We start from the raw sequence: 16,210 nt of genomic DNA, 5'->3' as shown, positions 1-16,210 counted from the left end.
AAAACGCGACGCATGAAAGCAGCGGCAAAAACGCTAAAACCAAAACGTCAGGAAGAACAGGCCAACTTTGTCAGTTGGCGTTTTGCGTTGCTTTGCGGCTGCATTTTGCTCGCTCTGGGTTTTCTGCTGGGACGCGTGGCCTGGCTGCAAATCATCGCCCCTGACATGCTGGTGCGTCAGGGCGACATGCGCTCCCTGCGCGTCCAGGAAGTGTCGACATCCCGCGGGATGATCACCGACCGTTCGGGTCGTCCGCTGGCGGTGAGCGTGCCGGTGAAGGCGATCTGGGCCGATCCGAAAGAGCTGCACGACGCTGGCGGTATCACGCTTGATAACCGCTGGAAGGCGCTTTCGGATGCGCTGAAGATGCCGCTGGACCAGTTAGCTTCACGCGTAAATACGAACCCGCGAGGGCGCTTTATCTATCTGGCGCGTCAGGTGAACCCTGACATGGCGGACTACATCAAAAAATTGAAGCTGCCGGGGATCCATCTACGTGAAGAATCCCGTCGTTACTATCCATCCGGCGAAGTGACTGCTCACCTCATTGGCTTTACTAACGTTGATAGCCAGGGGATTGAAGGCGTTGAAAAAAGCTTTGATAAATGGCTCACCGGCCAGCCCGGCGAGCGCATTGTGCGTAAGGACCGCTATGGTCGCGTGATCGAGGATATTTCCTCTACGGACAGCCAGGCCGCACACAATCTGGCCCTGAGTATTGATGAGCGGTTACAGGCGCTGGTTTACCGCGAGCTGAACAATGCCGTGGCCTTCAACAAAGCGGAATCGGGCAGTGCCGTGTTAGTTGACGTCAACACGGGTGAAGTGCTGGCGATGGCCAATAGCCCGTCCTACAACCCTAACAATCTTACCGGTACGCAGAAGGATATTATGCGTAACCGTACCATCACCGACGTGTTCGAACCGGGTTCGACCGTTAAGCCGATGGTGGTCATGACTGCCCTTCAGCGCGGTATCGTCAATGAAAACACCGTCCTGAATACTATTCCATACCGAATTAATGGCCACGAGATCAAAGACGTGGCGCGCTACAGCGAATTGACCCTGACCGGGGTGTTACAGAAGTCGAGTAACGTCGGTGTTTCAAAGCTGGCGTTAGCGATGCCGTCCTCAGCGTTAGTAGAGACTTACTCACGTTTTGGACTTGGAAAGGCGACCAATTTGGGGTTGGTCGGAGAACGCAGTGGCTTATATCCTCAAAAACAACGGTGGTCTGACATAGAGAGGGCCACCTTCTCTTTCGGCTACGGGCTAATGGTGACACCGTTACAGTTAGCGCGAGTCTACGCAACGATCGGCAGCTATGGCGTTTATCGTCCGCTGTCGATTACCAAAGTTGATCCACCGGTTCCCGGCGAGCGTATCTTCCCGGAATCAACCGTCCGTACAGTTGTTCATATGATGGAAAGCGTGGCGCTGCCCGGCGGCGGCGGCGTTAAGGCGGCAATCAAAGGTTATCGCATCGCCATCAAGACCGGTACGGCGAAAAAAGTAGGGCCGGACGGCCGCTATATCAACAAATACATTGCCTATACCGCAGGCGTTGCGCCTGCAAGCAATCCGCGTTTTGCGCTGGTGGTCGTGATAAACGATCCACAGGCGGGTAAATACTACGGCGGCGCCGTCTCCGCGCCTGTGTTCGGGGCTATCATGGGCGGCGTGTTACGCACCATGAACATCGAACCGGATGCGCTGGCGACGGGCGAAAAAAGTGAATTTGTAATTAATCAAGGCGAGGGTACAGGTGGCAGATCGTAATTTGCGCGACCTTCTCGCTCCGTGGGTGCCAAATGCACCGGAGCGAGCACTGCGAGAGATGGTACTGGACAGCCGCGTGGCTGCTTCTGGCGATCTTTTTGTGGCGGTGGTCGGTCATCAGGCGGACGGGCGTCGTTATATCCCGCAGGCGATTGCGCAAGGTGTGGCTGCCATTATTGCTGAGGCGAAAGATGAGGCAACCGACGGTGAGATCCGTGAAATGCACGGGGTGCCGGTCATCTATCTCAGCCAGTTGAACGAGCGTCTTTCCGCGCTGGCAGGACGTTTTTATCACGAACCTTCCGACCAGCTGCGCCTGGTAGGCGTCACGGGTACGAACGGTAAAACCACTACCACTCAGCTGATGGCGCAGTGGGCCCAGCTGCTGGGTGAAACCGGTGCGGTGATGGGTACCGTGGGTAACGGCCTGCTGGGCAAAGTGAGCCCGACGGAAAACACCACCGGCTCGGCCGTAGACGTACAGCATGTGCTTGCCGGTCTGGCAGGGCAGGGGGCAACCTTTGCTGCGATGGAAGTCTCTTCGCACGGTCTGGTTCAGCACCGCGTCGCGGCGCTGAAATTTGCCGCTTCCGTGTTTACCAACCTGAGCCGCGATCATCTTGATTATCACGGTGATATGGAGCATTACGAAGCCGCGAAATGGCTGCTGTTCTCTACTCACCATTACGGACAAGCCATCATCAACGCCGACGACGAAGTGGGCCGCCGCTGGCTGGCGAAGCTGCCGGATGCGGTTGCGGTGTCGATGGAAGACCATATTAATCCGAACTGCCACGGCCGCTGGCTGAAGGCGGTTGAGGTGAATTATCACGACAGCGGGGCGACAATCCGCTTTTCCTCTTCCTGGGGTGAAGGCGAAATTGAAAGCCGCCTGATGGGCGCCTTTAACGTCAGCAATCTTCTGCTGGCGCTGGCGACGCTGCTGGCGCTGGGTTATCCGATGGCTGAACTGCTGAAAACCTCAGCGCGTCTGCAGCCGGTTTGCGGCCGTATGGAAGTGTTCAGCGCGCCGGGCAAACCGACCGTTGTGGTTGATTATGCCCACACGCCGGATGCGCTGGAAAAAGCGCTGGAAGCGGCGCGCCTGCATTGCGCCGGTAAGCTCTGGTGCGTGTTTGGCTGCGGCGGCGATCGCGATAAAGGCAAACGCCCGCTGATGGGGGCTATTGCCGAGCAGTTCGCAGATATTCCGGTTGTGACCGATGACAACCCGCGTACCGAAGAGCCGCGCGCCATCATTAATGACATTCTGGCGGGCATGCTGGACGCGGGCCGCGCTCGCGTGGTGGAAGGGCGTGCGGAAGCCGTGACCAACACCATCATGCAGGCGCAGGAGAATGATGTTGTCCTGCTGGCGGGCAAAGGCCATGAAGATTATCAGATCGTTGGCAATCGCCGTCTGGACTACTCGGACCGCGTAACGGCAGCTCGTCTGCTGGGAGTCGTGGCATGATTAGCATCACGTTAAGCCAGGCCGCTGCCATCCTGCAGGGCGACCTGCACGGGCTGGACCTGACCATTGATGCCGTAACGACGGACACCCGCAAAATCACCGCAGGCTGTCTGTTTGTGGCGCTGAAAGGCGAGCGTTTTGACGCGCATGATTTTGCGGAACAGGCCAAAGAGAACGGCGCCGGTGCGCTGCTCGTCAGCCGCAAGCTCGATATCGATCTGCCACAAATTGTGGTGAAAGATACGCGTCTCGCGTTCGGTGAGCTGGCCGCCTGGGTTCGCCAGCAGGTCCCTACGCGCGTTGTCGCCTTGACCGGTTCATCAGGCAAGACGTCGGTGAAAGAGATGACGGCGGCGATCCTCAGCCAGTGCGGGAATACGCTTTATACCGCGGGCAACCTCAATAATGACATCGGCGTGCCGATGACATTACTCCGCCTGACCAAAGAACATGAATTTGCGGTAATCGAGTTAGGGGCAAACCACCAGGGCGAAATCGCCTGGACCGTGAGCCTGACTCGCCCGGAAGCCGCGCTGGTGAATAACCTCGCGGCGGCGCATCTGGAAGGCTTTGGCTCGCTGGAAGGCGTAGCGAAAGCCAAAGGTGAGATTTACACCGGTCTGCCGGATGACGGTATCGCCATCCTGAACGCCGACAACAACGACTGGCTGAACTGGCAAAGCATCATTGGTTCGCGTAAAACCTGGCGCTTCTCGCCGAATGCGGCAAACAGTGATTTTACCGCGACCAATATCCACGTGACGTCGCACGGCACGGAGTTCACCCTCACCACCCCAACGGGTGGCGTCGATGTGCTGCTGCCGCTGCCGGGTCGCCATAACATCGCCAATGCGCTTGCGGCGGCGGCGTTGTCGACGGCGGTGGGCGCGTCGCATGAAGCGATTAAGACCGGGCTGGCGAACCTGAAAGCCGTGCCGGGGCGTCTGTTCCCGATTCAGCTTTCGGAAAACAAGCTGCTGCTGGATGACTCCTACAACGCGAACGTGGGCTCGATGACGGCGGCGGTGCAGGTGTTATCTGAAATGCCGGGCTACCGCATCATGGTGGTGGGCGATATGGCAGAGCTGGGCGACGAAAGCGAAGCCTGCCATACCCAGGTCGGTGAAGCGGCGAAAGCGGCAGGGCTGGACTGCGTGCTGAGCGCAGGAAAACTGAGCCAGGCGATTAGCCATGCCAGCGGCGTTGGCGAGCATTTTGCTGACAAATCCGCGTTGATAGCGCGCCTTAAGGCGTTGATTACCGAAAAACAAATTGTGACTGTGTTAGTGAAAGGTTCACGTAGTGCCGCCATGGAAGAGGTTGTGCACGCATTACAGGAGAACGGGACATGTTAGTTTGGCTGGCCGAACATTTGGTCAAATATTATTCAGGCTTTAACGTCTTTTCGTATCTGACGTTTCGCGCCATCGTCAGCCTGCTGACTGCGCTGTTCATCTCGTTGTGGATGGGCCCGCGCATGATTGCCCGTCTGCAAAAACTCTCTTTCGGCCAGGTTGTGCGTAACGACGGTCCGGAATCGCACTTCAGCAAGCGCGGCACGCCGACCATGGGCGGGATCATGATCCTGACCGCCATCGTCGTTTCCGTGTTGCTGTGGGCCTATCCCTCCAACCCGTACGTCTGGTGCGTTCTGACGGTACTGGTGGGTTACGGGATCATCGGTTTTGTGGATGATTACCGCAAAGTCGTCCGCAAAGATACCAAAGGCCTGATCGCGCGCTGGAAGTATTTCTGGATGTCGGTGATCGCGCTGGGCGTGGCCTTCGCGCTGTATCTGGCAGGCAAAGACACGCCAGCTACCGAGCTGGTCGTGCCGTTCTTTAAAGACGTGATGCCGCAGCTGGGGCTGTTCTACATCCTGCTGGCCTACTTTGTGATTGTCGGTACCGGTAACGCCGTTAACCTGACCGACGGTCTGGATGGCCTGGCCATTATGCCAACCGTCTTTGTGGCCGCCGGTTTTGCGCTGGTGGCGTGGGCGACCGGTAACATGAACTTTGCGAACTACCTGCACATCCCTTATTTGCGCCACGCGGGTGAGCTGGTGATCGTCTGTACGGCGATTGTCGGCGCGGGGCTGGGCTTCCTGTGGTTCAACACCTATCCGGCGCAGGTCTTTATGGGTGACGTCGGTTCTCTGGCCTTGGGCGGTGCGCTCGGCATTATCGCCGTACTGCTGCGTCAGGAGTTCCTGCTGGTGATCATGGGCGGCGTGTTTGTGGTTGAAACCCTGTCGGTGATTTTGCAGGTCGGTTCTTTCAAGCTGCGCGGTCAGCGCATCTTCCGTATGGCGCCGATTCACCACCACTATGAACTGAAAGGCTGGCCGGAGCCGCGCGTGATTGTGCGCTTCTGGATTATTTCGCTGATGCTGGTGCTGATTGGCCTGGCAACGCTGAAGGTACGTTAATCATGGCAGATTACCAGGGCAAAAAAGTCGTTATCATCGGGTTGGGCCTCACGGGGCTCTCCTGCGTGGACTTTTTCCTCGCACGCGGCGTGACGCCACGCGTGATGGATACGCGTGTCTCTCCGCCGGGTCTGGACAAACTGCCGGAACAGGTTGAACGCCACCTTGGTGGTCTGAATGATGACTGGCTGCTGGCAGCCGATCTGATTGTCGCCAGCCCGGGTATGGCGCTGGCGCACCCTTCGCTGAGCGCTGCCGCGGATGCGGGCGTTGAGATTGTCGGCGATATCGAGCTGTTCTGCCGCGAAGCGCAGGCACCTATTATCGCCATTACCGGTTCTAACGGTAAAAGCACCGTCACCACCCTGGTGGGTGAAATGGCGAAAGCGGCGGGCATGAACGTCGGCGTTGGCGGTAACATTGGTTTACCCGCTCTGATGCTGCTGGATAAAGGCTGCGAGCTGTATGTTCTCGAGCTTTCCAGCTTCCAGCTGGAAACGACCTCCAGCCTGCACGCTGCGGCTGCGACGATCCTCAACGTGACTGAAGATCATATGGACCGGTATCCATTTGGTCTGCAGCAGTACCGTGCCGCCAAGCTGCGCGTTTATGAAAATGCCAAAGTCTGCGTTGTAAACGCCGATGACGCGCTGACCATGCCCGTACGCGGTGCAGACGATCGCTGTATCAGCTTCGGTATCACGATGGGGGATTACCACCTGAACCGTCAGCTGGGCGAAACCTGGCTGCGCGTGAAGGGTGAGAAAGTGCTGAACGTGAAAGAGATGAAGCTCACTGGTCAGCACAACTATACCAATGCCCTGGCGGCGCTGGCGCTGGCGGATGCAGTAGGGCTGCCGCGCTCCTCCAGCCTGAAAGCGTTAACCACGTTTTCTGGTCTGGCGCACCGTTTCCAGCTGGCGCTGGAGCACAACGGCGTGCGCTGGATTAACGACTCCAAAGCTACCAACGTGGGCAGCACCGAGGCCGCGCTCAACGGTCTGCACGTTGACGGCACCCTGCATTTACTGCTGGGCGGCGACGGTAAATCAGCTGATTTCTCCTCCCTGAAGCCGTATCTCGCCGGAGATAACATCCGCCTGTACTGCTTCGGGCGTGACGGCAGCGAGCTGGCTGAACTGCGCCCTGAGGTTGCCGAGCAAACCGAAACCATGGAACAGGCGATGCGGCTGATTGCCCCTCGCGTGAAGCCAGGCGATATGGTGCTGCTCTCTCCGGCCTGTGCCAGCCTCGATCAATTCAAGAATTTCGAACAGCGTGGTGATGTCTTTACCCGCCTGGCGAAGGAGTTAGGCTAATGCGTTTATCTCTCCCTCGCCTGAAAATGCCGCGCCTGCCAGGATTTGGGATCCTGGCATGGGTATTTGCGGCGCTCAAAGGCTGGGTGATGGGCTCTCGTCAAAAAGATAACGACAGCCTGGTCATGTACGATCGCACGCTGTTCTGGCTCACTATGGGGCTGGCGGCGGTCGGCTTCATTATGGTGACGTCAGCCTCAATGCCCGTCGGGCAGCGTCTGGCGAACGATCCTTTCCTGTTTGCCAAGCGTGATGGTCTTTACATCATCCTGGCGTTCTGCCTGGCGCTGGTGACCTTGCGCCTGCCGATGGAGTTCTGGCAGCGCCACAGTACGGCGATGCTGATCGCCTCGATTATTATGCTGCTGATCGTACTGGTGGTGGGGAGCTCTGTTAACGGGGCATCGCGCTGGATCGCCTTTGGCCCGCTGCGCATTCAGCCTGCGGAATTTACCAAGCTCTCCCTGTTCTGCTATCTGGCTAACTACCTGGTGCGTAAGGTAGATGAAGTGCGTAACAACCTGCGCGGCTTCTTAAAACCGATGGGCGTGATTCTGGTGCTGGCGGTATTACTGCTGGCGCAGCCTGACCTCGGTACCGTTGTCGTGCTGTTCGTTACCACTCTGGCCATGCTGTTCCTGGCGGGCGCGAAGCTGTGGCAGTTCATCGCTATCATCGGGATGGGTATTTCGGCGGTTGTGCTGCTGATCCTGGCCGAGCCTTACCGTATTCGCCGTGTTACCTCGTTCTGGAACCCGTGGGAAGATCCCTTCGGCAGCGGTTATCAGCTGACGCAGTCGCTGATGGCCTTTGGTCGCGGTGAAGTCTGGGGGCAGGGGCTGGGTAACTCGGTACAGAAACTGGAGTATTTACCGGAAGCGCACACTGACTTCATCTTCTCCATTATTGCGGAAGAACTGGGTTATATCGGTGTGGTATTAGCGCTATTAATGGTATTCTTCGTCGCTTTCCGCGCCATGTCTATCGGCCGGAAAGCGCTGGAGATCGATCACCGCTTCTCAGGATTCTTAGCCTGTTCAATTGGTATCTGGTTTAGCTTCCAGGCATTGGTTAACGTCGGGGCCGCAGCGGGTATGCTGCCGACCAAAGGTCTGACGTTGCCGTTGATCAGTTATGGTGGTTCGAGTCTGTTGATTATGTCGACGGCCATCATGTTTTTGTTGCGTATAGATTATGAAACGCGTCTGGAAAAAGCCCAGGCGTTTACACGAGGTTCACGATGAATCAACCGAAGCGGTTAATGGTGATGGCAGGCGGTACCGGCGGACACGTGTTCCCGGGGCTGGCGGTTGCGCACCATTTAATGGATCAGGGCTGGCAGGTACGCTGGCTGGGAACCGCAGACCGCATGGAAGCCGACCTGGTGCCGAAGCACGGTATCGAGATCGACTTTATTCGTATTTCCGGCCTTCGGGGCAAAGGCCTCAAGGCAATGCTGCTGGCTCCGGTGCGTATTTTTAACGCCTGGCGTCAGGCGCGCACCATCATGAAGCGCTTTAAGCCAGATGTGGTGCTGGGCATGGGCGGCTATGTCTCTGGTCCTGGCGGGCTGGCAGCGTGGTCGTTAGGCATTCCCGTTGTGCTACATGAACAAAACGGTATTGCCGGTCTGACCAACAAGTGGCTGGCGAAAATCGCTACCAAAGTTATGCAGGCGTTTCCCGGTGCGTTCCCGAAAGCGGACGTGGTGGGTAACCCGGTGCGTGTGGACGTGCTGGCGCTCCCGCTGCCGGACGCTCGCCTGACGGGCCGTGAAGGGCCGGTTCGTGTACTGGTCGTCGGCGGCTCTCAGGGGGCACGCATTTTAAACCAGACGATGCCGCAGGTTGCCGCAAAGCTGGGGGATACCGTGACCATCTGGCACCAGAGCGGAAAAGGCGTTCAGCAGACCGTTGAGCAAGCTTACGCCGAAGCGGGGCAGCCGCAGCATAAAGTCACAGAATTTATCGACGACATGGCGGCGGCGTATGCCTGGGCCGATGTCGTGGTTTGTCGTTCAGGCGCGCTGACGGTGAGCGAGATCGCCGCCGCGGGTCTGCCGGCCCTGTTTGTGCCGTTCCAGCACAAAGACCGACAGCAGTACTGGAATGCGCTGCCGCTTGAGAAAGCCGGTGCCGCGAAGATTTTTGAACAACCACAATTTACCGCCGACGCGGTCGCCACCACCCTGGCGGGCTGGAACAGAGACGCACTGCTGGAGATGGCGCAACGCGCACGCGCGGCCGCTATCCCTGATGCGACGGAACGGGTGGCAAAAGAAGTGAGCCTGGCAGCCCAGGCTTAACCCTCGCAGCGCGTTTTGCGCTGCACGAATTTTAAGTAGTCGATGGCGTTTAGAGAATGAATACACAACAACTGGCAAAACTGCGTTCAATCGTGCCCGAGATGCGTCGCGTCCGGCACATTCACTTTGTTGGCATCGGTGGTGCTGGCATGGGCGGTATTGCCGAAGTGTTAGCTAACGAAGGTTATCAGATCAGCGGGTCTGACCTGGCGCCAAACCCTGTTACGCAGCAGCTGGCGTCGCTTGGGGCGACTATCTATTTCAACCATCGTCCAGAAAATGTGCGCGATGCGAGCGTGGTGGTGGTCTCCAGCGCCATCTCCTCTGACAACCCGGAAATCGTTGCCGCGCACGAAGCGCGCATTCCGGTGATCCGCCGTGCAGAAATGCTGGCGGAACTGATGCGTTTCCGTCACGGCATCGCCATTGCCGGGACCCACGGTAAAACCACGACCACGGCGATGGTCTCCAGTATTTATGCGGAAGCGGGTCTCGACCCGACGTTCGTCAACGGCGGTCTGGTCAAAGCCGCAGGCGTACACGCGCGTCTGGGCCACAGTCGTTATCTGATTGCCGAAGCGGATGAGAGCGACGCGTCGTTCCTGCACCTGCAGCCGATGGTGGCGATTGTCACTAACATCGAAGCTGACCATATGGATACCTACCAGGGCGACTTCGAGAACTTAAAGCAGACCTTCATCAACTTCCTGCACAACCTGCCATTCTATGGACGCGCGGTGATGTGCGTAGACGATCCGGTGATCCGCGAGCTGCTGCCGCGCGTGGGTCGTCAAATCACCACTTACGGCTTCAGCGAAGACGCTGACGTCCGCGTGGAAGAGTATAAACAGATTGGTGCGCAGGGGCATTTCACGCTGGCGCGTCAGGACAAAGAACTGCTGCACGTCACGCTGAATGCGCCAGGTCGCCATAACGCCCTCAATGCCGCAGCGGCTGTGGCCGTCGCGACGGAAGAAGGCATTGATGATGATGCGATTCTGCGCGCGCTGGAAAGCTTCCAGGGCACCGGTCGTCGCTTCGACTTCCTCGGTGAATTCCCGCTGGACGCCGTGAACGGTAAAGCCGGCACTGCGATGCTGGTGGACGACTACGGCCACCATCCGACCGAAGTCGACGCCACCATTAAAGCCGCACGTGCAGGCTGGCCGGACAAAAATCTGGTGATGGTCTTCCAGCCGCACCGCTTCACGCGTACGCGCGATCTGTACGACGATTTCGCCAGCGTCCTGTCACAGGTAGACACCCTGTTAATGCTGGACGTGTACGCCGCAGGCGAGACGCCGATTCCGGGGGCCGACAGCCGCTCTCTGTGTCGTACCATCCGTGGACGCGGTAAAGTTGACCCTATTCTGGTTTCTGACCCTGCACAGGTGGCGGAAATTCTGGCACCGGTTCTGACAGGTAACGATTTGATTCTGATTCAGGGCGCGGGAAATATTGGCAAAATCGCCCGTACCTTAGCTGAAATCAAACTGAAGCCGCAAACCCAGGAGGATGAGCATCATGGCTGATAAGATTGCTGTCCTGTCTGGCGGCACCTCCGCCGAGCGCGAGGTTTCCCTGAATTCCGGCGCGGCTGTGCTGGCGGGCTTGCGTGAAGCTGGCGTCAATGCGCACCTGGTCGACCCAAAAGAGGTCGACGTGACGCAATTAAAAGCCATGGGCTTCGATAAAGTCTTTATCGCTTTGCATGGTCGCGGCGGCGAAGACGGCACCCTGCAGGGGCTTCTGGATTTGATCGGCATGCCTTACACCGGCAGCGGCGTGATGGCCTCCGCTATCTCTATGGATAAACTGCGCAGCAAGCTTCTGTGGCAGGGCGCGGGGTTACCCGTTGCGCCATGGGTTGCGCTGACGCGTCGCGAATTTGAATTGGGCCTGCCGGATAGCGTTAATGCACGCATTGCTGAGCTGGGCTTACCGGTTATTGTAAAGCCCAGCCGGGAAGGCTCCAGCGTGGGAATGTCCAAAGTCGACAAAGCTGAAGATCTTTCGTCCGCTTTAGCACTGGCATTTCAACATGATGAAGAAGTTCTGATTGAAAAATGGCTCAGCGGGCCGGAATTTACCGTCGCGATGCTTGGCGAAGAAATTTTACCGTCAATTCGTATCCAACCGGCCGGAACCTTCTATGATTATGAGGCGAAGTATCTCTCTGATGAGACGCAATATTTCTGCCCTTGTGGTCTTGAAGCTGAGCGTGAAGCAGATTTACAGTCCCTGGTGCTTAAAGCCTGGCATATTCTGGGTTGTCAGGGCTGGGGACGCATCGACGTGATGCAGGACAGTGACGGACAATTTTATCTGCTGGAAGCGAATACCTCTCCGGGAATGACCAGCCACAGCCTTGTGCCGATGGCCGCGCGTCAGGCGGGGATGAGCTTCTCGCAGTTAGTCGTACGCATTCTGGACCAGGCGGGCTGATATGTCTCAGGCTGCATTGAACACGCGCAACCGCGATGACGAGGACGAATACGCCTCCTCACGCCGCAGTAATGGAACGCGTCTTGCAGGCATCATTTTCCTGCTCGGGGTGCTGTGCACCGTGTTTATCAGCGGCTGGATGGTCCTGGGCTGGATGGAAGATGCGCAGCGGTTGCCGCTTTCTAAGCTGGTGGTCACCGGTGAGCGTCACTACACGCGTAACGACGATATTCGCCAGTCAATTCTGGCGCTGGGCTCGCCTGGCACCTTTATGACGCAGGACGTCAACATTATCCAGAGCCAGATAGAACGTCTGCCATGGATAAAACAGGCGAGCGTAAGAAAGCAATGGCCTGATGAATTGAAGATTCATCTGGTTGAATATGTGCCCATTGCGCGTTGGAATGATCAGCACATGGTTGACGCAGACGGAAACTCCTTCAGCGTCCCGGCCGATCGTGTCAACAAGCAAAATTTACCGATGTTGTATGGCCCGGAAGGTAGCGAAAACGAGGTGTTACAAGGTTTTCGCGAAATGGGTCAGGTGCTGGCGAAGGACAGGTTTACGTTAAAAGATGCTGCCATGACGGCGCGCCGTTCCTGGCAGCTGACGTTAACGAACGGCATTAAGCTCAACCTGGGACGCGGCGACACAATGAAGCGTCTGGCGCGTTTTGTCGAACTTTACCCGGTTTTACAGCAGCAGGCACAGACTGACGGCAAACGGATAAGCTACGTTGATTTGCGCTATGACTCAGGCGCAGCAGTCGGTTGGGTACCGGCTCCGGTCGAGGAACCTAATCAGCAACAGAATCAGGCACAGGTACAGGCAGAACAACAATGATCAAGGCGACGGACAGAAAACTGGTAGTTGGACTGGAGATTGGCACCGCGAAGGTTGCCGCTTTAGTAGGGGAAGTTCTGCCCGACGGTATGGTCAATATCATTGGCGTAGGCAGTTGCCCGTCCCGTGGTATGGATAAAGGTGGGGTAAACGATCTTGAATCGGTGGTGAAATGCGTTCAGCGCGCCATCGATCAGGCTGAACTGATGGCAGATTGCCAGATTTCTTCTGTCTATCTGGCCCTTTCTGGTAAGCACATTAGCTGCCAGAACGAAATCGGTATGGTGCCGATTTCCGAAGAAGAAGTGACGCAGGAAGACGTTGAAAACGTTGTGCACACGGCGAAATCCGTCCGTGTCCGCGACGAACATCGCGTGCTGCATGTCATTCCACAGGAATATGCAATTGACTACCAGGAAGGGATCAAGAACCCGGTCGGTCTTTCTGGCGTACGTATGCAGGCAAAAGTGCACCTGATCACATGTCACAACGATATGGCGAAGAACATTGTAAAAGCCGTTGAACGTTGTGGCCTGAAAGTTGACCAACTTATTTTCGCGGGTCTGGCGGCAAGTTATTCCGTGCTGACCGAAGATGAACGTGAACTGGGTGTCTGTGTGGTCGATATTGGTGGTGGTACAATGGATATCGCCGTGTATACCGGCGGTGCGTTGCGCCACACTAAAGTGATCCCTTATGCCGGGAACGTTGTGACCAGCGATATTGCTTACGCTTTTGGTACGCCGCCGAGCGATGCAGAAGCGATTAAAGTGCGCCACGGCTGTGCGCTGGGGTCTATCGTTGGCAAAGATGAGAGCGTTGAAGTGCCGAGCGTCGGTGGTCGTCCACCGCGTAGCCTGCAGCGCCAGACGTTGGCAGAGGTCATTGAGCCGCGCTATACCGAGCTGCTCAACCTGGTCAACGAAGAGATTTTACAGTTACAGGAACAGCTTCGTCAGCAGGGCGTTAAACATCATCTTGCGGCGGGGATTGTATTAACCGGCGGTGCAGCGCAAATTGAAGGTCTTGCGGCCTGTGCTCAGCGTGTATTCCATACGCAGGTGCGTATTGGTGCGCCGCTGAATATCACCGGTTTAACGGATTATGCTCAGGAGCCGTATTATTCAACGGCTGTGGGCCTGCTCCACTACGGGAAGGAATCTCATCTCAGTGGTGAAGCAGAAGTGGAAAAACGCGTCTCAGTGGGGTCGTGGGTCAAACGACTGAACAACTGGTTGCGAAAAGAGTTTTAATTTTTTTAAGAGACCGGAGAGAATTAGCGGTCTCGGGCGACAGGCACAACGGAGAGAGAAATTATGTTTGAACCTATGGAACTGACCAACGACGCGGTGATTAAAGTCATCGGCGTCGGTGGCGGCGGCGGTAACGCCGTAGAGCATATGGTGCGTGAACGCATTGAAGGTGTTGAATTCTTCGCAGTTAACACCGATGCGCAGGCACTGCGTAAGACGGCTGTAGGCCAGACTATCCAGATCGGCGGTGGTATCACCAAAGGGCTGGGAGCAGGGGCTAACCCGGAAGTCGGTCGTAATGCGGCTGAAGAAGATCGTGAAGCGCTGCGCGCTGCACTGGAAGGTGCTGACATGGTCTTCATCGCAGCAGGTATGGGTGGCGGTACCGGTACCGGCGCAGCACCTGTTGTTGCTGAAGTGGCAAAAGATTTAGGTATCCTGACCGTTGCTGTCGTGACCAAGCCTTTCAATTTTGAAGGCAAGAAGCGTATGGCCTTCGCGGAGCAGGGTATCACCGAGCTGTCCAAGCATGTGGACTCGCTGATCACCATCCCGAACGACAAACTGTTGAAAGTTCTGGGTCGCGGTATTTCCCTGCTGGACGCATTCGGTGCAGCAAACGACGTGCTGAAAGGCGCGGTTCAGGGTATCGCTGAACTGATTACCCGTCCAGGCCTGATGAACGTTGACTTTGCAGACGTTCGCACCGTGATGTCCGAAATGGGCTACGCGATGATGGGCTCTGGTGTGGCGAGCGGTGAAGACCGTGCTGAAGAAGCGGCTGAAATGGCTATCTCTTCTCCACTGCTGGAAGATATCGATCTGTCTGGTGCGCGCGGCGTGCTGGTCAACATTACCGCTGGCTTTGACCTGCGTCTGGATGAGTTCGAAACCGTGGGTAACACCATCCGTGCGTTCGCCTCTGACAACGCTACCGTGGTAATCGGTACTTCCCTTGACCCTGAAATGAACGACGAGCTGCGTGTTACCGTTGTTGCGACCGGTATCGGTATGGACAAGCGTCCTGAGATCACCTTAGTGACCAACAAGCAGACTCAGCAACCGGTAATGGATCGTTACCAGCAGCACGGTATGTCTCCTCTGACTCAGGAGCAGAAACCGGCCGCGAAAGTGGTGAACGACCCAACGCCGCAAACGGCGAAAGAGCCAGATTATCTGGATATCCCGGCGTTCCTGCGTAAGCAAGCTGACTAAGAATTGGCTGGAATTAGGGGATTTGCGCTCTTTGTGCTAAACTGGCCCACCGTTAGTGATATACACTCTCGGTTGGATAGTTAATTTGGCGAGATTATACGATGATCAAACAAAGGACACTTAAACGTATCGTTCAGGCGACTGGTGTCGGTTTACATACCGGCAAGAAAGTCACGCTGACGTTACGCCCTGCGCCGGCCAATACCGGGGTCATCTATCGTCGCACCGACTTGAATCCACCGGTAGATTTTCCGGCCGATGCCAAATCTGTGCGTGATACTATGCTCTGTACTTGTCTGGTGAACGAGCATGACGTGCGGATTTCTACCGTAGAGCACCTGAACGCCGCCCTGGCGGGTCTGGGTATCGACAACATTATTGTTGAAGTCGATGCGCCAGAAATCCCGATTATGGATGGCAGTGCTGCACCGTTCGTCTATCTGTTGCTGGATGCCGGCATCGAAGAACTGAACTGCGCGAAGAAATTTGTACGCATCAAAGAGACCGTTCGCGTCGAAGATGGCGACAAGTGGGCTGAATTCAAACCGTACAATGGTTTCTCGTTGGACTTTACCATCGACTTTAACCATCCGGCGATTGACTCCAGCACCCAGCGCTATGCGATGAACTTCTCTGCCGATGCGTTTATGCGCCAGATCAGCCGAGCCCGTACATTTGGCTTCATGCGTGATATCGAATATCTGCAGTCCCGCGGCCTGTGCCTGGGCGGCAGCTTCGATTGTGCCATCGTTGTTGACGATTATCGCGTACTGAACGAAGACGGCCTGCGTTTCGAAGATGAATTCGTTCGTCACAAAATGCTGGATGCTATCGGCGACCTGTTCATGTGTGGTCACAACATCATTGGTGCATTTACCGCGTTCAAATCCGGTCATGCGCTGAACAACAAACTGTTGCAGGCCGTCCTGGCAAAACAGGAAGCCTGGGAATATGTGACCTTCGAAGACGAAGCTGAACTGCCGCTGGCTTTCAAAGCACCAAGCATGGTTCTGGCGTAACGGTTCAAACCGTTTCGTAAAAAAATCGACTGGTTAACCTGGTACTCTCTCCGACCAGGAAGACCAGTCGTTTTTATTTTTACCCTTCTTCGTTTACCCCAGCGTTATCTCTCGTTTGTCTTACTC

General features: G+C 56.5%; 13 protein-coding genes. All 13 read left to right on the top strand.

Going from position 1 to position 16,210, the window contains the following annotated elements:
- Positions 1-12: 12 nt before the first annotated feature.
- On the top strand, positions 13-1,779 hold the full coding sequence (locus USF70_RS14045) for a peptidoglycan glycosyltransferase FtsI (RefSeq protein WP_320735714.1): 1,767 nt from the start codon (positions 13-15) through the stop codon (positions 1,777-1,779).
- Complete coding sequence (gene murE / locus USF70_RS14040; protein WP_033144628.1) at positions 1,766-3,253, top strand: UDP-N-acetylmuramoyl-L-alanyl-D-glutamate--2,6-diaminopimelate ligase; 1,488 nt, start codon at positions 1,766-1,768, stop codon at positions 3,251-3,253. The genes USF70_RS14045 and murE overlap by 14 nt, the downstream gene beginning before the upstream one ends.
- Positions 3,250-4,608: a UDP-N-acetylmuramoyl-tripeptide--D-alanyl-D-alanine ligase gene (gene murF / locus USF70_RS14035; RefSeq protein WP_320735713.1), complete on the top strand. Its 1,359-nt coding sequence runs from the start codon at positions 3,250-3,252 to the stop codon at positions 4,606-4,608. The genes murE and murF overlap by 4 nt, the downstream gene beginning before the upstream one ends.
- Positions 4,602-5,684 carry a phospho-N-acetylmuramoyl-pentapeptide-transferase gene (mraY, locus tag USF70_RS14030; RefSeq protein WP_008501985.1) on the top strand — a complete coding sequence of 361 codons (1,083 nt, stop codon included), beginning with the start codon at positions 4,602-4,604 and terminating at the stop codon, positions 5,682-5,684. Before murF ends, mraY begins: the two co-directional genes overlap by 7 nt.
- A 2-nt stretch (positions 5,685-5,686) precedes the next feature.
- The gene (gene murD, locus USF70_RS14025; protein WP_320735712.1) at positions 5,687-7,003 is read left to right on the top strand and encodes a UDP-N-acetylmuramoyl-L-alanine--D-glutamate ligase; all 1,317 of its coding nucleotides are present in this window, start codon (positions 5,687-5,689) and stop codon (positions 7,001-7,003) included.
- On the top strand, positions 7,003-8,247 hold the full coding sequence (gene ftsW, locus USF70_RS14020; RefSeq protein ID WP_023310395.1) for a cell division protein FtsW: 1,245 nt from the start codon (positions 7,003-7,005) through the stop codon (positions 8,245-8,247). Before murD ends, ftsW begins: the two co-directional genes overlap by 1 nt.
- Positions 8,244-9,308 (top strand): undecaprenyldiphospho-muramoylpentapeptide beta-N-acetylglucosaminyltransferase, encoded by a 1,065-nt coding sequence (gene murG, locus USF70_RS14015; protein WP_221702771.1) that lies wholly within the window; start codon positions 8,244-8,246, stop codon positions 9,306-9,308. Before ftsW ends, murG begins: the two co-directional genes overlap by 4 nt.
- Positions 9,309-9,364: 56 nt before the next feature.
- The gene (gene murC / locus USF70_RS14010) at positions 9,365-10,840 is read left to right on the top strand and encodes a UDP-N-acetylmuramate--L-alanine ligase (RefSeq protein WP_033144631.1); all 1,476 of its coding nucleotides are present in this window, start codon (positions 9,365-9,367) and stop codon (positions 10,838-10,840) included.
- A complete protein-coding gene (locus USF70_RS14005; protein WP_058840536.1) occupies positions 10,833-11,753 on the top strand; it encodes a D-alanine--D-alanine ligase in 921 nt (306 codons plus the stop codon). Before murC ends, USF70_RS14005 begins: the two co-directional genes overlap by 8 nt.
- Position 11,754: 1 nt before the next feature.
- Positions 11,755-12,597 carry a cell division protein FtsQ gene (ftsQ, locus tag USF70_RS14000; protein ID WP_023310399.1) on the top strand — a complete coding sequence of 281 codons (843 nt, stop codon included), beginning with the start codon at positions 11,755-11,757 and terminating at the stop codon, positions 12,595-12,597.
- Entirely contained in the window at positions 12,594-13,850 is a 1,257-nt protein-coding gene (gene ftsA, locus USF70_RS13995; protein WP_023334508.1) for a cell division protein FtsA, read from the top strand. Before ftsQ ends, ftsA begins: the two co-directional genes overlap by 4 nt.
- A gap of 63 nt (positions 13,851-13,913) precedes the next feature.
- The gene (gene ftsZ, locus USF70_RS13990) at positions 13,914-15,065 is read left to right on the top strand and encodes a cell division protein FtsZ (protein ID WP_008501978.1); all 1,152 of its coding nucleotides are present in this window, start codon (positions 13,914-13,916) and stop codon (positions 15,063-15,065) included.
- 101 nt (positions 15,066-15,166) lie between these two features.
- Positions 15,167-16,084 carry a UDP-3-O-acyl-N-acetylglucosamine deacetylase gene (gene lpxC / locus USF70_RS13985; protein ID WP_008501977.1) on the top strand — a complete coding sequence of 306 codons (918 nt, stop codon included), beginning with the start codon at positions 15,167-15,169 and terminating at the stop codon, positions 16,082-16,084.
- Positions 16,085-16,210: the final 126 nt, after the last annotated feature.

Origin of the sequence: Enterobacter sp. 237C8 (assembly GCF_034106865.1) — a bacterium.
GTDB classification, from domain to species: Bacteria; Pseudomonadota; Gammaproteobacteria; order Enterobacterales; family Enterobacteriaceae; genus Enterobacter; species Enterobacter asburiae_B.
Note: the sequence above shows the minus strand (reverse complement) of the source record. Positions and strands in the feature narration are given on the sequence as shown.